This is a genomic window from Archangium lansingense (assembly GCF_026626635.1).
Classification (GTDB): Bacteria; Myxococcota; Myxococcia; order Myxococcales; family Myxococcaceae; genus Archangium; species Archangium lansingense.
This window is the reverse complement of record NZ_JAPNKA010000001.1, coordinates 10,430,907-10,449,185: the sequence shown is the minus strand read 5'-3', so window position 1 is coordinate 10,449,185 and position 18,279 is coordinate 10,430,907. Positions and strand designations below refer to the sequence as shown.

General features: G+C 68.4%; 16 protein-coding genes and 1 pseudogene. 15 read left to right on the top strand and 2 right to left on the bottom strand.

Annotation, left to right across the window (positions count from 1 at the left end; translation table 11 throughout):
- Window positions 1-112 precede the first annotated feature (112 nt).
- The 6 genes and pseudogenes from OV287_RS41670 to OV287_RS41650 all read left to right on the top strand — a co-directional run bounded on the left by OV287_RS41670 (window position 113) and on the right by OV287_RS41650 (window position 6,678).
- Complete coding sequence (locus tag OV287_RS41670) at window positions 113-2,149, top strand: serine/threonine protein kinase (protein ID WP_267539597.1); 2,037 nt, start codon at window positions 113-115, stop codon at window positions 2,147-2,149.
- Between the two features lie 92 nt (window positions 2,150-2,241).
- Window positions 2,242-3,174 carry a DUF2381 family protein gene (locus OV287_RS41665; protein WP_267539596.1) on the top strand — a complete coding sequence of 311 codons (933 nt, stop codon included), beginning with the start codon at window positions 2,242-2,244 and terminating at the stop codon, window positions 3,172-3,174.
- 135 nt (window positions 3,175-3,309) lie between these two features.
- A pseudogene (sitA5, locus tag OV287_RS56730) lies at window positions 3,310-4,939 on the top strand (SitA5 family polymorphic toxin).
- A gap of 11 nt (window positions 4,940-4,950) precedes the next feature.
- Window positions 4,951-5,583, top strand: coding sequence for a hypothetical protein (locus OV287_RS41660; RefSeq protein ID WP_267542526.1), 633 nt, complete (start codon window positions 4,951-4,953; stop codon window positions 5,581-5,583).
- A 102-nt stretch (window positions 5,584-5,685) separates the two neighbouring features.
- Window positions 5,686-5,973, top strand: coding sequence for a hypothetical protein (locus OV287_RS41655; protein WP_267542621.1), 288 nt, complete (start codon window positions 5,686-5,688; stop codon window positions 5,971-5,973).
- 51 nt (window positions 5,974-6,024) lie between these two features.
- Window positions 6,025-6,678, top strand: a complete 654-nt coding sequence (locus tag OV287_RS41650) for a hypothetical protein (protein ID WP_267539595.1) — start codon at window positions 6,025-6,027, stop codon at window positions 6,676-6,678.
- 146 nt (window positions 6,679-6,824) lie between these two features.
- Here the strand turns inward: OV287_RS41650 and OV287_RS41645 are convergent, their stop codons facing one another.
- On the bottom strand, window positions 6,825-7,835 hold the full coding sequence (locus OV287_RS41645) for a TIGR02281 family clan AA aspartic protease (protein ID WP_267539594.1): 1,011 nt from the start codon (window positions 7,833-7,835) through the stop codon (window positions 6,825-6,827).
- Window positions 7,836-7,870: 35 nt separating this feature from the next.
- Window positions 7,871-8,692, bottom strand: a complete 822-nt coding sequence (locus tag OV287_RS41640; RefSeq protein WP_267539593.1) for an alpha/beta fold hydrolase — start codon at window positions 8,690-8,692, stop codon at window positions 7,871-7,873.
- Between the two features lie 257 nt (window positions 8,693-8,949).
- Between OV287_RS41640 and OV287_RS41635 the strand changes: the two genes are divergently transcribed.
- The 9 genes from OV287_RS41635 to OV287_RS41595 all read left to right on the top strand — a co-directional run bounded on the left by OV287_RS41635 (window position 8,950) and on the right by OV287_RS41595 (window position 18,255).
- Window positions 8,950-9,939, top strand: a complete 990-nt coding sequence (locus OV287_RS41635; protein ID WP_267539592.1) for an AAA family ATPase — start codon at window positions 8,950-8,952, stop codon at window positions 9,937-9,939.
- A gap of 30 nt (window positions 9,940-9,969) precedes the next feature.
- Window positions 9,970-10,851 carry a DUF58 domain-containing protein gene (locus OV287_RS41630; protein ID WP_267539591.1) on the top strand — a complete coding sequence of 294 codons (882 nt, stop codon included), beginning with the start codon at window positions 9,970-9,972 and terminating at the stop codon, window positions 10,849-10,851.
- Window positions 10,848-11,870, top strand: coding sequence for a DUF4381 family protein (locus tag OV287_RS41625; RefSeq protein ID WP_267539590.1), 1,023 nt, complete (start codon window positions 10,848-10,850; stop codon window positions 11,868-11,870). The genes OV287_RS41630 and OV287_RS41625 overlap by 4 nt, the downstream gene beginning before the upstream one ends.
- A 28-nt stretch (window positions 11,871-11,898) precedes the next feature.
- Complete coding sequence (locus OV287_RS41620) at window positions 11,899-12,855, top strand: vWA domain-containing protein (protein ID WP_267539589.1); 957 nt, start codon at window positions 11,899-11,901, stop codon at window positions 12,853-12,855.
- 62 nt (window positions 12,856-12,917) lie between these two features.
- A complete protein-coding gene (locus tag OV287_RS41615) occupies window positions 12,918-13,931 on the top strand; it encodes a VWA domain-containing protein (protein ID WP_267542525.1) in 1,014 nt (337 codons plus the stop codon).
- On the top strand, window positions 13,928-14,941 hold the full coding sequence (locus tag OV287_RS41610) for a tetratricopeptide repeat protein (protein WP_373371870.1): 1,014 nt from the start codon (window positions 13,928-13,930) through the stop codon (window positions 14,939-14,941). The genes OV287_RS41615 and OV287_RS41610 overlap by 4 nt, the downstream gene beginning before the upstream one ends.
- The gene (locus tag OV287_RS41605) at window positions 14,925-16,817 is read left to right on the top strand and encodes a BatD family protein (protein ID WP_267539588.1); all 1,893 of its coding nucleotides are present in this window, start codon (window positions 14,925-14,927) and stop codon (window positions 16,815-16,817) included. The genes OV287_RS41610 and OV287_RS41605 overlap by 17 nt, the downstream gene beginning before the upstream one ends.
- Window positions 16,814-17,563, top strand: coding sequence for an SH3 domain-containing protein (locus tag OV287_RS41600; RefSeq protein WP_267539587.1), 750 nt, complete (start codon window positions 16,814-16,816; stop codon window positions 17,561-17,563). The genes OV287_RS41605 and OV287_RS41600 overlap by 4 nt, the downstream gene beginning before the upstream one ends.
- Window positions 17,560-18,255, top strand: coding sequence for an ABC transporter ATP-binding protein (locus OV287_RS41595; RefSeq protein ID WP_267539586.1), 696 nt, complete (start codon window positions 17,560-17,562; stop codon window positions 18,253-18,255). The genes OV287_RS41600 and OV287_RS41595 overlap by 4 nt, the downstream gene beginning before the upstream one ends.
- The last annotated feature ends 24 nt before the right edge of the window (window positions 18,256-18,279 follow it).

The window sequence follows — 18,279 nt, the reverse complement described above, 5'->3', positions numbered from 1 at the left end:
ACATGACCTGGGAAGTAGATTTATCCGTCCAGTCCTCGGAGGACGGGAGGAGGAGGCGTCGAGTCATGTTAGCTTCCAGACTTCGGAGGTAGCCTCCTTGAAGAGAGCCGCATTGAAGAGAGGGCAGGTCTACAGGCTGCCCCAGTCCGAGGAAATGGTGGGCCAGTACCGTGTGGTGGGCCCGCTGGGACAGGGCGGCCAGGGTCTCCTCTTCCTGGCCGAGTGGGAGGGCTGCTTCTATGTCCTCAAGCTCTACCGCAGCAACCCGACGGATCCCTGCGGCGAGCTGGAGCTGGATATCCTCCGCCACCTGGAGCACCCCAACGTGGTGCGGGTGCTGGGCCATGGCCACTGGCCGTACCCGGAGGATGGCTACCTCTACATCGCCATGGAGCACGTGGAGGGGCAGACGCTGTTGAGGCACGCGCTGGAGCACAACCCCTCGGCCCGCAAGAGCGCCACGTTGATGCTGGAGGCGGCGCGGGCGCTTGGGGTAGTGCACCGTCGGCGCGTGCTGCACCGAGACATCAAGCCGGACAACCTGATGGTGAGGGAGGAGGACGGCAAGCCCGTGTGGGTGGACTTCGGGGTGGGCCACCTGGAGGGTCGCACCACGCTGCCGCGGATGTGGAGGCTGCCGCCGGGGACACCGGAGTACACCAGCCCGGAGGCTTACCACTTCCTCCAGGAGAACCCGGACGAGGATGCGCGCTACCAGCCGGGCGTGGCCGACGAGGTGTGGGCCTTCGGTGTCACCCTGTACGAGCTGTTGACGGACGAGCTGCCCTTCGGCTCGCGCATGAGTAATCCCCACATGGTGAAGGACATCCGCACTCGGACACCGCGGGCGCCGCACGAGCGCAACCCGCGCGTGCCGGTGGCGTTCAGCCGGGTGTGCATGCACCTGCTGGAGAAGGAGCCCGGGGCTCGGCTGGCGGATATGGACGCGGTGGCCGCGGCGCTGGAGGAGGCGCTGGCCGGGGCGGACGCGAGCTGGGACGTGCCGTTGATGGACCCGGATGCGCCGCAGGTGCTCACGACGGAAGAGATCCCGGGCAAGGTGGTGGACCGCAACACGTGGGAGCGCGTCCAACAGGAGATGAAGGCGGCGATGCCTCGGCGCGGGCGGGTGCGCAAGGCCCGGCGCAAGCCACCGCCCCCGCCGCAGGCTTCTGCCGCCGTCGTGGCGCAGTTGAAGCAAGAGGCGCCAATTGCGCCCCAGCCAGTGGATGCCCCGGTGCTCGAGGTGGAAGGAGCTGCCCTCGTCGTGGCGGCGCGCGCGTCCGCCCCTGCTTCTCCCGTGCGCTCGGGCCCGCCAGCGCGTGTGCTGGCCGTGACGCTGCTGGTGGGGGCGCTGGTGCTGGTCGGCGCGTGGGCCCTGCGCTCGCGCACGGACTCCTGGGATGCGCGCGGCCCGGTGCCAGCGCCACCGGTGGTGCCATTGCCTCCTGGGTGGTTGGCGGACAACCCGGCTCCGCATGCCTCGCTTGTCCGTGAAGTGGCGGCGCCACGCGGGCCGTCCGAAGCTGGAGGGGGCGCGGCTGCCTTCCTGTTTCCTCCCCCCGCGTCCACCTTCGCCACCATGCTCCGCGAGAACGACACCCGACGGAAGTCCGACGAGAAGCCCGCCGCCCGGCTGCAGCGCGGGGCGTTGCGCTGTGTGCCCATGCGCCAGGAGACATGCGTGGTGGGCATCTGCACCGTGTTGCTCACCGGCTGCACCAGCACGCCCCAGGTGGTGCGCCCTCCGCCCAGGCCCGCCGACTGCCCTCCGGGTGCGGTGAAGACCATGGAGGAGTTGGGCATCCGCATCGGCAACGATGCCGGTGGCACCTTCCTCACTGTCATTGAGAGTGCGCAGCGCATCACCGTGCGCGAGTCCTCCCCGTTTTGGATCAGGACCGAGGGGCTGGGGGAACTGACGGGTTGCGAGCTGACCGGCAGACTCTACCTGGGAGCGGAGCGTGTCTACGGCCGCTTCACCCAGGCCAGGGATCCAGAGTCCGGGAAGACGTACCCGGTCTGCCTGGAGTTGGTCCAGCGCGATGGGCGGACGCTTGGCGTGGACAGGAAGGACGTTGGCGGCCCCGCCGACGCCGCTGTGGTCTTCTCCTCTCAAGGTGTCCGGGCGGTGGACCGTTTCGAGTAGCCCCTGCACGGGCGGCAGGGCGACGGGGAGGTGTGGTAGAGGCCAACGCCTCTGGTCACCACGCCCCGCCTTTCCCTGGAGGTTGACTCCCCGTGCCCCCCGCATCCGCCATGGGCCTGCTCGCGCTGGTCCTCGCCACTTTCCCCGAAGCCGTCACGCCGCCCCAACCGGACGCTTGTGAAACGGCGAGCCCCCGCATCGAACTGACGGCCGAGTCCCCCGCGAAGACGCCAGTGGTGTGCATCAGCCCGGACGTGCCTCTCACGTTTCGCTTCGACACGCCGCTCCAGCCAGATTCCGTGCGGACTCAGGAGCGCGAGCGCTTCGTGGACGTGTCCCCCGGGCAGCAGAGCCTCACGCTGGTGCCGCCGGAGAAGCTGGAGGCTGGGGAGCGATTCAAGGTGGAGGTGTGCTTCGCGGACAGCGCGGCCCCCGCGTGTGCCAGCTTCGTGCTGCTGGCCCACCCAGCACTGGGCATGTCGCAGGTGAAGGTGTTTCGCGAGCCCCGCTCGGTGGCCTCCTTCCGGGAGGGGGAGCAGGCGGCCCAGGCCGAGGCCCGGCAGTGTAGGGCGGAGGTGCAGCAGTTGCGCGCCGAGCGCGGTGGGCCCGAGGGGCTGAGGGGGGCGCTGGCCTCGGGGTTGCTGGGGAAGGAGGGCATCACATCCAAGGACCTATTGGAGATCGTCACCGAGGTGAAGGGCAACGCCCTGCGCTTGGGCGGCGTCTACAGCTACTGCGGGGAGGACCGCATCGCCGTGGAGGTGGAACTTGAGAATCCCGGCACGGAGCCCTGGACGGCGGTGGGCGCGGTGCTGCGCGGTCCCAAGGGCGAGGTGTTGAAGCCGCTGCCCCTTTGGCAGTCACAGCCCCTCCTCCCTGCTGAGCCGGGAAACAAGATTCAGCGGGGCCGCGTGGTGGTGGAGGTGCTGGCCTCGCAAACGGAGGCCCGGGGCACGTACACCCTCACGCTCTGGGACGCGGACCAGAAGCGCACCGTCATCCTTGGCAACGTCACCTTTCCGTAGTGCTCGTGCCGCTCGTCAACCGTCTACGTCCTCCACCGCTCTGCCTACCTGGTGGCTTGACGGCCGCGCCCGTGTTTCCGTGTACTCCCGGAAGCAACCCGCGCCCGCCTCCACGGCTGGCAGAAGAGGTGCGGCATGTTTCCCCGTCTGAAGAATCCCTCTCCGGCGAGCCCGCCGCGCCGCTGCTGGGCGCTGCTCGTCCTGTTCCTCTTCTCGGCGTGCGCCACGGGCCATCCCCCGGGCGGCCAATTCGAGGGCCGGGTAGCGTCCAGTGAGGCGCTTCATTCGGGTACCGACTCCGGCCTCGAAGGCTCGGCGCAGTACGAGATGGTGGTGCTGGAGCCTGGTTCGGGCGCCAGCCGAGCCGTGCCGGTGAACCGGGCGGACTTCCTGCGAGCAGTGCGTGAAAACGCCCGGCAGGTGCAACGGGAGGGCAGAAGTCCACGGGAGGCCGCACTCGAGTGGCTGAAGGGACAGGTTGAGCAGCACCCGGAGTGGGAGCAGCGGAGTGGAACGTGGGTTGCCGAGGTGTACAAGGGCCGCATCCTCACCCTGGTGCCAGTGGACGAGGACAGCGGCCTGACGACCGAAGCGAACGAGGCCCTGCGCCGCCACTACCTGGAGTGGTGCACCCGCGGCCAGGGCGGAGGCGACTGCCTGCGCCTGCTGGACGACGCGCCCTACCTCCGCACAGACGACCGGCGCACCCTGGCGCTCGCCCTGTCCTTCGGCTCGGTGCTGGAGGAGACGAAACAGGCGCTGGGGCGGGAGTTGGACCCGCAGGTGCTGGTGGCCTCGTGCATGTGGACGCTCGGGGCGTACCTGGCCCTCTGGCTGGTGCCCGAGCCAACGACGAAGCTGCTGGCCGCCGGACTGTCCGTCGTCCTGGTGGCGTGGCTGGGGGTGGATACGCTCTGGGGGCTGATGGACGGCTGGGCGTTCATGGCCACCCGGGCGCACGAGGCCACCACCTTCGCGGAGTTGCGCGATGCGGGCGAGGGCTTTGCCCGGGTGCTGGGCACGGACGCGGCGCGGACGATGATTCTGGCGGTGGGGGCGTTGACGGGGCGCACGCTGGGGGACGTGGCGACGAGGGTGCGTGCGCTGCCGGGCTACGGCTTGGCCAACGCGCGGTGGCAGGCGCAGGGCGGAGCCGCGGTGCTGGGGCAGGTGGAAGTCATGGCGGCCCAGGAGGGCGCGCTGGCCCGGGCGGTGGCGGCGGTGGAGACAGTGACGGCCACCCCGCACGGCCCCATGGCGGTGGTGATGCTCAAGAAGGGACGGGGCGGAGGGGCGTCCTCCGGGGGCGGCTCCTCTGGCACCGTCGCCATCCGCCACCGGGGCGGCAACCAGCAGGTGATTCTGCCCAATGGCCAGAGGTGGCACCTGCCTCCTGGCAAGTCAATCCACGACATTCCCGCCGAGGATGAGGTGGGTGACATGCTCCAGAAGGCGGTGACCGAGGCGGCCCGGCAATGGGGGCCACACCGGCTCTCGGATAAGGAGGTAAAGGCCATCGACGACGCCCTTGAGAAGGGCAAATACTGGCTGGCGCACTTGCTGGAGCGCGAGGCCCGGGGCCGCTTCGTGCACGAAACGGTGAAGGCCCAGTTCCGAGGGCGCCTGCGGTTCAACCAGGAGGGAGTCGACGTGATTGACCTGGGGCAACAACCGCCGGTACGAGATTCTCTCCGGGACGGCGTCGAACCTGGCGCGGCATGGCAGGCGCATGGCGGGCGAGTTCTTCCGGATGCTCACCTTCTGAAAGGGGCGGCCATGGGGTGGCTCACCAACGTTCTCATCGAGAATAAGGCCTTTGAAAACGAGCGGCTGGAACTGACGGATAAGAACTCGCTCTACTTTCTTGGACCCAACCTGACGCTGCGCAACTGCACCGTTGTCCTGAAGGTATCCGCCAGGAACCTCATCATCATCGGAGCACAGTTCACCGACTGCACCTTCGAGGTGAAGCAGGAGTTGAAGAACCACCAGCAATGGCTCAAGGCCTCCCTCAAGGGCTGCCGGTTCAAGGGGCGGCTGTCGGGGTGCGACTTCGGGCACTGGCCCGAATACGGGAATGAGCCGGAGTACAAGCTGGGGGCCATCGAAGACTGCGACTTCTCAGAAGCCCGCCTGGACGGCTGCCGCATCATGGGTTGCGACCCCCGCACCCTCACGTTTCCCAAATGGCCCTGCTTCACCATTCTGGATCCTGTTGGACGAGCTTCTGAACTGAGCAGGGTCAAGTGGCCGGGCCGGTTCGGCCGTGTGGTTGTGGAGAACCTCCACAAGCGACCATCCGCCACCAGATCCTTGACTGAATACGCTCCTACTATTGCCAGACAGTTCGAGACCACCCCGGAGGAAATCAAAGCCGTCATCGAGCAATTCGACTTCATCGTCTACTGATGCAGCCGCGACACTCTCGGGAACGGCGTCGAACCTGGCGTGGCATGGCCGACGCATGGCGGGCGAGTTCTTCCGGATGCTCACCTTCTGAAAGGGGCGGCCATGGGGTGGCTCACCAACGTTCTCTTCGAGAACAAGGTCTTTGAAAACGAGCGGCTGGAACTGACGGATAAGAACTCGCTCTACTTCCTTGGACCCAACCTGACGCTGCGCAATGGGTACGGACGCGGCGCGGGCGATGGTTCGGTTGGTGGGGGCGCTCACCGGGCGCACGCTGACCGAGGAGGCCGCCCAGTGCGCGCGCTGCCCGGCTACGGCCTGCCCAACGTGCAGTGGCAGGCGAGCCTGCCGTTGCGGCCATCGCTCCGCGTGGGGTCAGTGCGCTCCTGATATGTTCATGTCATGTTGACTGCTGCCCAGTTCGCGCGTGTCCGTGACAGGATGATGAAGGCCCTCGTCGTGCCACGAGGGTTCGAGGCCAACCGCAGGACCTACACCCGTCGTGGTGAGCAGGTGCACGTCATCGCCTTCGAGGCTGCGAGATTCGGAGGCAGCTTTACGGTGGATATGGGCGTGCACTTCGCGGAAGTGCCCCCTTTCCCTCCGTTGAGTGGTGCCCCTGGCGGTGCGAACGAGTGTTGGTTGATGCGCCGTCTCCGAGACCACGAGCGCAGCCAGTTCTTCGGTTACGGTAACAGCCACGAGGAGGCAGAGGAGTTGGTGCGCAACCTGGCTGACGAGGCTCTGACGGAGTTCGCCATGTTTGCGAAACGCTGGGGCGACGGAATTGTACTGCTTGATATCCTGACTCCAGAGGTTCTGGATGCAGACCATCAGATCTTCCGCCGCGTCCTCACGGCCAAGTCTCACGGTGAAGTGGAGCAACTGCGGCAGCAGATGACCATTTGCCGCCTCTTTACTGGATGGTTCCCCCAAGTGGGTCCGACAGCGGTGATGCTTGCCTTCCTCTCACTTGCATGTGGCCGGAAGGAGCTGGTCCGCGACTATCTGGCTTTCTACGACATCGACCACACGACGTGGGCTGACCGTTGGGTTGCGCTGGTGCGGAGTCTCAAGCGCAAGGCCAGGAAGTAGCGGAGCCGCTCACCCACTCAGCGGAACAAGTCCGCCGAGAGAAAGCTCTCCGGTTGCTCCAGGTGTGGACTATGCCCAGCCGGCACCCGCACGAGCCTCGCGTCGGGCATGACCTTCACCGAAGCCTCGGCGGAGGCGCGCTAGCGCTAGCGCTTGCGCTCGGTGAGCTCTAGTCGGCCCGCCTGGGCATCGAGCCTCATCTCGAAGCGCGCCAGGAAACCGAGCCCCAGCAGTCCGTCCACGTCCGGAGGCAGGGTGGACATGACGGCCACCTCGACGTTCTCGGCCTGAGCCCCCTGGAGCGCGATGCTCGGGACCCGGACCACCGGAGCCTGGATGAGGCCCTTGGCCGTGTGGAACGAGAGCTTCCGAGCGCCCTCGAGCTTCAATCCAAGCCGGTCCGCGAACGCCTGCGAGATGGCCACCGAGTTCGCTCCGGTGTCCAGGATGAACCGGCCGCGCGTCTTGCCATTGACCAGCGGCTCCACCCACATGGTGCCCGTCTTGCTGACCGGCACCACCGCCTTGCCCTTCCCGGACTCGCACCCCATTGCAGCCAACTGGGCGATCCGTTTCGTCACTTCGGGGCGTCCGAGGGACTCGATGTTGGACTGCTGATGCTCCAGCATCACGAGGTGGCCCTCACACGGCCGGTCCAGCCGCTCGTAGGCGGTGGCCAGCTGGTTGGCCACCTGGAACTGCTCAGGCTGGAGGCGGAAGGCTTGCTGGAAATCGCCCAGGGCCTGCTCGGACTGCTCGCGGGACTGGTGGGCCATGGCGCGCCAGACCCAATACCCGGCATTGCCCGGCGCGCTGTCGATGAGCTCCGTGGCATCCCGGATGGCGAGGTCGAACTCACTCAGCTGCATGTGCGCCGAGTAGCTGATGGACCGGAGCTGGGGGAACTTCCCGCACCGCGCGCTGAAGTCGTCGGCGAACTGGATGCTTCCCCGCCAGTCCCCGGCGGAGAACACGGTCTGGATGTACTGCACCGCCTTCGTCCGGTCGCAGGGCTCCTTCTCGAGTGCACTCCGCAGTTGCGCGACGAGCCCACGCTTGGGCCCATAGTCAAACGTGGGCTCCGTCTTCGCCTGCTCGCAACCCAACAGGGAAGCACTGCTCATCAAGACGGCGAGTACGCGGGCGGAGAATGGCATGGGGCGGGGCTTCTATCCCGCCCCTTTGAGAGGGGTCAAATCCAACTTCGGAGGTCAGTTGCTTGCTCCAGGTGCGGACTGTGCCCGGCCGGCACCCGCACGAGCCGTGCATCGGGCATGACCTTCACCGCCGCCTCGGCGAGTGAAACAGGCAGCACCGTATCGTGCTCGCCCCAGTAGAGCAGGGTGGATTGCTTCACCTCGCCCAGCCGCTCGGAGCGGTGGAACACGCCGCCCGTCAGCGGCACCAGCGTGTTGAAGGCCCGCGTGGCCTCGGGTCTGCCCCCGGGCACCGTCATCAACTCGTATCCCAGCGCCGCCAGTCGCCGGTTGAGCGGCGTGTCCGGCAGCGGCGCGATGCGCCCGAAGAGCTTCGGTCCCAGCACGCGCGCCACCCGCTCCGGCCCCACGCGGAAGAAGAGCCGGGCATCCCGCGCCATGTCCGGGCCCAGCCCCATCGCGTCCACCAGTACCAGTCGCTCCACGGGCATTCGGCCTCGCAGCGCCAGCTCCAGGGACACCAGCCCGCCCAGCGAGTGCCCCACCAGCGTCATCGGCCCCGGTGCCCGCGTGGACAGCACCTCCTCCACTGGCTCGACGAAGAAGAGCAGCCCGTCCTCGGCCGTGCGCACAGGCCCCGCAGGCACCGAGGAGCACCCGAAGCCCGGCAGATCCACCGCCACCACCCGATGTTCCCGCGCCAGCTCGGTAAGGAGCGGGAACCACATGCTCGCCGCGTTCCCCCGGCCGTGGAGGAGGACCACCGTCGGGCCCTCCCCACCCTCCAGGAGCCGCAGCGCTCCTCCCCCGGCCAGCGGGCACATCCGGGCGCTCACCTTGGGGGCCAGCTCCCCCAACAGCCCTGCCTCCACCGGCCCCGGGAGACGGGGTGCCCCGAGGTCGCCCGCTGCTCGAAGGAGCGGCTCGTCCCCATCAGAAGGTTGGCGTTCCCCGTCCCGATGTGGTTTGGGGTACTCCTGCGGGTCATTCCTGGGTGGTTCCGGGGGCATGGACGCCCGAAATTACTGGAATGCCCGGCGTGATGGGTTGTTGAGCGGCGTACCTACACACCCTAGGCTGCCCGCCTCCTCCAGGGTCAGTCGAGACGGCACATATGAACACGGACATCCGGGCGCTCACCGAGCGCGTCCAGCAGGAGAGCAGCTTCGTCGAGCTCCTCAACCAGGAGGTCGGCAAGGTCATCGTCGGCCAGCGCTACATGCTGGAGCGCATCCTCATCGGCCTCTTGTGCAACGGCCACGTCCTGCTCGAGGGCGTGCCGGGCCTCGCCAAGACGCTCACGGTGCGCACCATCGCCGACAGCATCAGCGCCTCCTTCATGCGCATCCAGTTCACCCCGGATCTGCTGCCCGCGGACGTGGTGGGCACGATGATCTACAACCAGCAGGCGGCGAACTTCACGGTCCGCAAGGGTCCCGTCTTCGCCAACGTGCTGCTGGCCGACGAAATCAACCGCGCTCCAGCCAAGGTGCAGTCCGCCCTGCTGGAGGCCATGCAGGAGCGCCAGGTCACCATCGGTGACACGTCCTTCCCGTTGCCCTCGCCCTTCCTGGTGCTGGCCACCCAGAACCCCATCGAGCAGGAGGGGACCTACCCGCTGCCCGAGGCGCAGGTGGACCGCTTCATGCTCAAGGTGAAGGTGGGCTACCCCACGCGCGAGGAGGAGAAGGTCATCATGGACCGCATGAGCGGCGGGAAGCCCCCGCAGGCTCAGAAGGTCATCGACCTGCAGCACCTGGTGCGCGCCCGCGAGCTCGTCACGCAGATCTACATGGACGAGAAGGTGAAGGACTACATCCTCAACGTGGTCTTCGCCACGCGTGAGCCGGGGCGTTACGGCCTCAAGGACCAGGCGGACTACATCCAGTTCGGGGCCAGCCCGCGTGCCACCATCGCGCTGAGCCAGGCCTCTCGGGCCCATGCCTTCCTGCGACACCGTGGCTTCGTCACCCCCGAGGACGTCAAGGCCGTGGCCTTCGATGTGCTCCGCCACCGCATCGCCCTCACCTACGAGGCCGAGGCCGAGGAGCTCACCACCGAGAAGCTCATCCAGCGCGTCTTCGATCGCGTCGAGGTCCCGTAACCCGACCCAGGAGAGCCCAGGGGGCGCGTCGTGCTCGCCAAGGACATCATCCGCCGCATCCGTAAGCTGGAGATCCGCACCCGCAAGGTGGTGTCGGACATGCTCGCCGGCCAGTACCACTCGGTCTTCAAGGGCCGGGGCATGGCCTTCTCCGAGGTGCGGCAGTACCAGCCCGGTGATGAAATCCGCATCATCGACTGGAACGTCACCGCCCGCATGAACGAGGCCTACGTCAAGGTCTTCACCGAGGAGCGCGAGCTCACGGTGATGCTCCTGGTGGACGTGTCGGCCTCGAAGGAGTTCGGCTCGCGCGAGCACTCCAAGTCGGAGGTGGCCGCCGAGGTGGCCGCCCAGATTGCCTTCAGCGCCATCGCCAACAACGACCGGGTGGGGCTCATCCTCTTCTCGGACCGGGTGGAGAAGGTGGTGCCGCCGCGCAAGGGCCGCACGCACGTGATGCGGCTGGTGAGCGACATCCTCACCTTCCAGCCAAAGGGGAAGGGGACGGACCTGGCCGCCGGCCTCACCTACCTCAGCCGCCTGGCACGCCGGAAGACGGTGACGTTCCTCATCTCGGACTTCCTCGCCGATGGCTACGAGCCGCCGCTGCGCCTGGTGGGCCGCAAGCATGACCTGGTGCCCGTGGTCATCGAGGATCCGCTCGAGCAGGAGTTCCCCCGGCTGGGCCTGGTGGAGATGGAGGACCCGGAGACGGGCGAGCGCTTCGTGGTGGACACGAGCGACCCGCTCGTCCGTGGCCGCTTTGCCCGTGCCATGCAGGCGCGGCGTGAGGAGCGGCGCAGGCTCTTCAAGAAGCTGGAGCTGGACCACGTGGAGCTGAGCACCGGCGATGACCATGGCATGGCGCTGGTGCGCTTCTTCCGCGCCCGCTCCCGGAGGATGGCGGCATGAAGTGGCTGGCCCTCTGCGCATTCCTCCTTGTCTCGCCGGCCCTGGCCCAGGCACCGGCACCCGCCCCGGCTCCGGCGCCAGCCAGCGCGACGCTGCCGGACGTGGAGCCCACGGGTTTCCAGGCCCGCGTGCAGCCCGAGCAGGTGCTCCTCGGTGAGCCCTTCGTCTACGAGCTGGTCATCACCCACCCGGCGGACCAGCGCTACGAGCTGGAGCTGCCGCCGGACCTGGGGGACTTCGAGCTGCTGTCCCAGGCGCGCACGCCCCCGGAGGCTGGCAAGGAGCCCGCCGTCACCACCTTCCGGTTGAAGCTGTCCGCCTTCAACCTGGGCATGCTCACGCTGCCCGAGCTTCCCTTCCTCGTGTCCTCCACGCAGGAGGGCCCCAGGCGCTTCGTGGCGCCGGCCCGCACCCTGGAGGTGGCCTCCACCTTGCCCCAGGACGCCGAGGCGGAGGGCGCGGACCTCAAGGACATCCAGCCGCCCACCGAGGTGGCCATTCGCTCCTGGACGCTCCTGTGGTGGCTGCTGGGACTGCTGGGCGCCATCGTGGTGGGCCTCGTGGCGTGGCGGCTCTTCGAGAAGTACCGCAACCGCCCCCAGGTCGAGGTCAAGCCGCTGCTTCCCCTGGACGTGCGCACCCGCCAGGCGCTGGACACCCTCAAGTCCGAGGACCTGCCCGCCCAGGGCAGGGTGAAGGACTTCTACTTCCGGCTGTCGGAGATCATCCGTGGCTACCTGGGCGAGCGTTACGGCTTCGACGCCCTCGAGTGCACCAGCTCGGAGCTGATGGTGGCGCTGCGGCGCAAGCAGCCCCTCAAGTTCCCCGAGGACGGACTGATGCGCTTCGTCTCCGAGTCCGACCTGGTCAAGTACGCCCGTGCCGAGTCGTCGCCGGAGTCGTGCCGCGAGGCGCTCGCCTTCGGCTACGAGCTGCTGGACAAGACTTGGCCCCCTCTCGTGCCGCCTCTCCCCGAGGCCGCTTCCGTGTCCCATGCCTCCGGTCCCCGCGTTTCATAGCCCCGAGTTCTTGTGGGGATTGCTGCTCGTGCCGGTCCTCCTCGCGTGGGCCTGGCGTGAGCGGCGCTCCCGTGCCGTGCTGCGCTTCTCCGCGGCGCACGTACTCGCCAGCCAGGGCCGCGGTCTGCGCACGTACATGCTGCCGATGCTGCCCTTCCTGCGCGTCTTCGCCGTGGTCGCCGCCGTCGTCGCGCTCGCCCGGCCCCAGTCCCGCGATGCACGCGTGAGGGACGCGAGCGTGGAGGGCATCGACATCGTCGTCGCGCTCGACCTGTCCACTTCCATGGAGGCCGGCGACTTTCGCCCGCAGAACCGTCTCCACGTGGCCAAGGAGGTGCTCGCCGAGTTCATCACCAGCCGCGTCAACGACCGCATCGGCCTGGTGGTGTTCGCTGGCGCGGCCTACACGCAGGCTCCGCTGACGCTCGACTACGGTGTGCTCAAGGAAGTGCTGCGGCAGCTGCGCACCCGTGTGCTCGAGGACGGCACTGCCATCGGCGACGCGCTTGCCACCGCCCTCAATCGCCTCCGGGACTCGGAGGCCAAGAGCCGCGTGGTGGTGCTCATCACCGACGGCGACAACAACGCCGGCAAGATTTCTCCGCTGGACTCAGCTTCCATGGCGAAGTCGCTGAACATCCCCATCTACACCATCCTCGTGGGCAAGGGCGGCAAGGTGCCCTTCCCTCAGGGGACGGACCTGTTCGGCAACACCGTCTGGCGCGAGACGGAGATTCCCATCAACCCCGAGCTGCTCCAGGACATCGCCGACCAGACGGGCGGCGAGTACTACCGCGCCACCGACCCGGAGAGCCTCAAGCTGGGCCTCCAGAAGGTGCTGGACTCGCTGGAGCGCTCCAAGCTGATGGAGGGTGGGGCCACGGCCAACTACCGTGAGGACTACCACTCGTACCTGCTGCTGGCCTTCGGACTCGCCGCGCTGGAGCTGCTCCTGCGCGCCACCTTCCTGAGGGTGTTCCCGTGAATCCGACGGACCTCTTGCGCACGCTGTCGGAGCCCTGGCGCTTCGTCTTCCTGGGCTACCAGATGGGGCTGGCCAAGCCTCTCTTCCTCGCGCTGTGCGTGGTGGGCGGGCTGGTGGGCACCCTGGCTCTGCTGTCGGCGCTGCGCCGACGCTCCCGCGTGAGCGCGCTGCTCAACGAGCGGCTCGTGGACAAGCTGGCTCCCGGTACCTCGCGCTGGCGCCCGGCGGTGCAGGGCGGCTTTTACGGGCTGGGACTGCTGCTCTTCGGGTTTGCGCTGGCCCAGCCTCAGTGTGGCACCAAGAGCGAGCTGACGAAGCGCCGCGGCATCGATGTGGTGGTGGTGCTGGATGCCTCCAAGTCCATGCTCGCCCGCGACGTGCAGCCCAGCCGCCTGGAGCGCGCTCGGCTGGAGCTCACCACGCTGCTGGACGAGCTGAAGGGGGACCGGGTGGGCCTGGTCGCCTTCGCTGGCGATGCCTTCATCCAGTCGCCCCTCACCTCGGACTACTCGGCGGTGAAGCTCTTCCTGCGCGCGGTGGACCCGGAGCAGATGCCCCAGGGTGGCAGCAACATCGGCGACGCGTTGATGCTGGCCAAGCAGGTGCTGGAGAACGCGGACCGGGGCGCCAAGGAGCGCGTGGTGGTGCTGCTGTCCGACGGCGAGGACCTGGTGGGCCAGGTGGACGAGGCCGTGGCCGCGCTCAAGGACGCCAACGTCCAGGTGCTCACGGTGGGCGTGGGCTCCGAGCAGGGCGAGCCCATCCCCGTCTACAACCGCCGTGGCGAGTTCGTGGACTACAAGAAGGACAGCAGTGGCGAGACGGTGATTACCCGCATGGACCGCGCGGGACTCGCCTCCATCGCCGAGGCCACCGGCGGCACCTTCTATTACCAGCCGCGCGGCGTGGCCATGTCCCAGGTGCTGGAGCGCATCGAGCAGATGCAGAAGAGCGAGCTGGAGAGCCGCGTCACCGTCCGTTACGACGAGCGCTTCCAGGTGTTCGCCCTGCCGGGGCTCGTGCTGCTGGTGATGGGGATGTTGCTGCTGCCGTCCGCGCGCCGGAGGCCGTCGTGAGCAGGGACGTCATGGGCATGCGTGGAGGGCTGTGGTGGGTGCTCGCTCTGGGGCTGATGCTGCCGTCCGGAGCATGGGCCGCCGGGCCTTTCGAGAAAGAGCACCCGCTGATCCAGAAGGGGCGCGAGGCGTACACCGCCGGCCGCTACGAGGACGCGCTCTCGGCCTTCGAGGAGGCGAAGAAGGAGCGTCCGAACGACCCCGCGGTGGAGTTCAACCGTGGCGACGCGTTGATGAAGCTGGGCCGCTATGACGAGGCGCAGAAGGCCTTCCAGAGCGTGGCGGAGACCCAGAGCCAGCCAGAGCTGCGCCAGAAGGCCACCTACAACCTGGGCAATGTCCACGCGGCGACGGGCAACACACGCGAGGCGCTGAAGGCCTACCGCCGCGCGCTCACGATGGACCCGTCGGACGCCCAGGCTCGGCACAACTACGAGGTGCTGCTGCGCAACCTGCCTCCACCCCAGAAGGGCGGCCCAGATGGTGGCACGGATGGCGGCCAGGACGGCGGGCAGGATGGCGGCCGCCCGGACGCGGGTCCGGATGCGGGTCAGCAGGATGGTGGTACGCCAGCGGATGCGGGCCAGGACGGTGGCAGCGACGGTGGCCTGGATGCCGGCATGGACGGTGGAATGGATGGGGGCCAGCAGGATGGGGGCCAGGGTGATGCGGGTCAGCCGGATGGAGGCCAGGGTGATGCGGGCCCGGGTGACGGCGGCCAGGAGGATGGGGGCGCCGATGCGGGCCAGGGCGATGGTGGCCAGGGCGACGGAGGCCAGAGTGATGGTGGCGAGGGTGACGGCGGCCAGAGCGAGGAGGAGGGCACCGAGTCGGACGGGGGCACCGAGGGCGAGGCGGAGTCGGTGGATGCCGGCATGAGCCAGGAAGAGATCGATCGCCAGGAGGCGGAGCGGCTCCTGGATGCGATGAAGCAGAACGAGAAGAATCTCCAGCTGTGGCGTTTCCAGCAGAAGAAGCGGCCGAGGAATCCCAATGAGAAGGACTGGTAGCGGCCACGCGGCGCTGGCCGCTCTCGCCTTGTTGCTGGTGGCGATGCCAGCGTGGGCGTCCATCGAGTTCTACCAGACGGCGGATCGCACCGAGGTGGGCACGGAGGACGTCTTCCAGCTCACCGTGGTGGTGGTGGAGCCTCCGCGCGATGCCCAGGTGCAGTTCCCGGCGCCCGAGGACTTCGAGGTGTTGTCGTCCGCGCAGAGCGAACAGCGCTCCATCGAGATGAGCGGGGGCGGTCCTCCCGTCATCCAGACGGTGCGCAAGCACGTCCTGATGATGCGGGCCAACCGCACGGGCACTCTCACCATCCCTCCGGCCGTGCTCACCTCGGGGGGCCGCACCTGGCGCACCGAGCCCATCAAGATGACGGTACGCAGGGGGCACGTCGAGCCTCCTCGTGCCCAGGCGGGGCGTCAGCGGACACAGGATCCGTTCCGCAACTTCCCCACTCCATTTGGCGGCATGCCGGACCCGTTCGCGGATGAGGAGGACGAGGGTTCCGACGACCGGCAGCAGGACGACGTGCGGATTCCCCGCGGGGACTCGGACCTCTTCCTGCGCGCCACCATCGACAAGAAGCAGGTGTACGTGGGCGAGCAGGTGACGCTGTCGCTCTACATCTACTCGCGCGTGGACCTCTCCAGCGTGGATGCGGTGACCATGCCCAAGCTGGAGGGCTTCTGGAGCGAGGACGTGGAGAGCCCTACGCAGCTCACCGGCGAGCAGCGTGTCGTCAACGGCATCCCCTACCGGACCTACCTGCTGAGGCGGCGCGCGCTCTTCCCCGTGAAGAGCGGCACCCTGTCCGTCACCGCCGCCGAGGCGGACATCACCACCGGCTTCCTCTTCGCCGGCCACCGGGTGCACCGCGTCTCCAATGCGCTGGACATCGAGGTGAAGCCGCTGCCGCCGGGCGGGCCCAAGGGCATGCCGAGCGCCAACGTGGGCGAGTGGGCGCTGTCGATGGAGGTGTCCCAGACGCGGGTGGAGCTGGGCCAGCCGGTGACGGTGAAGGTCATCCTCGAGGGCTCGGGCAACGTGAAGAACGTCACCCCGCCCAAGCTGGAGGCGCCCGCCGCGCTCAAGGTGTACGACCCGACCACCACCGACAAGGTGGTGCCCAACAGGTGGCGCATCCAGGGCCGCCGGGTACAGGAGTACCTGGTGATGCCGCAGCGCACGGGCACCTTCACGCTGCCGGCGCTCGAGTTTCCTTACTTCGATCCGAAGACGGGCCGCTATGAGGTGTCCCGCACCGAGCCGGTGGTGCTGACGGTGGAGCCTGGCGCGGGTGGGACGACCTCCGCGCCGGTGGTGGCCTCGCCCAGGCAGATGGCGGATGCCGCGGCTGAGCAGAAGAATGTTCTCACCGCGAGTGGCCTGCGCCCGCTGCGCTACCAGGCGCGCTTCGAGGAGCCCGTGGCGGCCGTGTGGCAGCGGCCCTTCTTCGTGCCGGTGGTGTTGTCGCCCGTGGGGCTGATGCTGGCGCTGGGCCTGGTGGGGCTGGTGCGCGGGCGGATGTCCAACCCGGACGAGAGCAGCCGCAACCGGCAGCGGGCCAAGGCCGCTCGCAAGCGGCTGGCCGAGGCGGAGAAGCTGCGCGAGGGCAGCTCCAGCGCCTTCTACGGTGAGGTGGAGAAGGCCGTGTTGAACTTCCTGGAGGCTCGGCTGCACGCGCCGGTGGGTGGCCTCACGCGCGACGCGCTGGACGCGAAGCTGGCCGGGGCCGGGGTGGATGCGGAGCGCCGCCAGCGCGTGCGCTTCGTGCTGGAGGCCTGTGACGCCGGACGCTTTGCACCCGGCGCGGAAGCGGCTGCTCGCGAGCGCATCCTGGATGATGCCGCGGCTGTCATGGAGGGTTGGGACAAGTGAGCGCCATCACCGCCATCCTCGTGGCCACGCTGCTGGGACAGGCCTACTACTCGCCCGAGGAGGCTCAGCTCCTCTTCCAGCAGGCCAACGAGTCCTTCCTCAAGCAGGACTACACCACCGCGCGCGAGGGCTACGAGAAGCTGCTCTCGCGAGGCTTCGGGGGCCCGGACATCCACTACAACCTGGGCACCACGTACCTGTCGCAGGGCGACCTGGGACGCGCGGTGCTCGCCTTCGAGCGTGCACGCAGGGCCGGTGGCGAGGGGCCCGATCTGGAGGCCAACCTCGCAATGGCTCGAGCTCAGCAGCTCGACAAGGTGGTGGGCACCGCGCCCGAGGAGCCCTTCCTCCAGCGCGTGGTGGCCGCCACGCATGGAAACTTGGTGGCGTGGCTCTTCCTCGGGACGTGGCTGGCGGGCTTCGCCTTCGTGTTCCTCTTCCGTGTGCTGCGTCCTGGCGGGCGGGCCTGGGCCGCCGTGGTGGGGGGCCTGCTGCTGACCGCGTCGGTGCCATCCGGCGCTCTGCTGGCCGCGCATGTCTGGGTGCACGAGACGCTGCACGAGGCCGTGGTGATCGCTCCCACGCTGCGCGCTCGGGAGTTCCCCAAGGAGGAGGCCAAGGTGGCCTTCGAGGTGCACCCCGGGTTGAAGGTGCGCGTCATGGAGGAGACGGGGCGCTACGTGCGCATCCGTCTGCCCAACGGCCTGGAGGGCTGGGCCGAGCGCGAGGGTGTGGCAGAGATATGATCGAGGCGGTCGAGGTCGCGAAGGTGTATCAGCGCGGGCGCACGGAGGTGCGTGCGCTGGCGGGCGTGTCGCTGACGGTGCCGAAGGGGGAGTTTCTCTCGGTGATGGGACCGTCGGGCTCGGGGAAGAGCACGCTGCTGAACCTTCTGGGCGCACTGGACGTGGCGGGCTCGGGGTCGCTGCGCATCGACGGGCGCGAGCTGTCTCGGATGAAGGACGAAGAGCTGTCCGCCTTCCGCCGCGAGCGGCTGGGCTTCGTGTTCCAGTTCTTCAACCTGATGCCCACGATGACGGCGCTGGAGAACGTGATGTTGCCGGGCCTGCTGTCGGGCCGGGGGCAGGCGGAGCTGCGGCGGCGGGCCGAGGCGTTGCTGGAGACGGTGGGGTTGAGCGGCCGCACGCACCACCGGCCGGACGAGCTGAGCGGTGGAGAGATGCAGCGCGTGGCGGTGGCGAGGGCACTGCTGATGGAGCCGGCGGTGCTGTTGGCGGACGAGCCCACGGGGAACCTGGATTCGCGCACGGGCGCTGAGGTGCTGCGGATGCTGCGCGAGGCCACGCGGGAGCGCGGGCTGACGGTGGTGATGGTGACGCACGACCAGAAGGCCGCGGAGGTGGGAGACCGCATCGTGCGCCTGGCGGATGGGCGTGTCGTCGGTGACGAGCGGGTGATGCACGAGCAAGCCGCCTGAATCCCCTCTCCCTTTGGGAGAGGG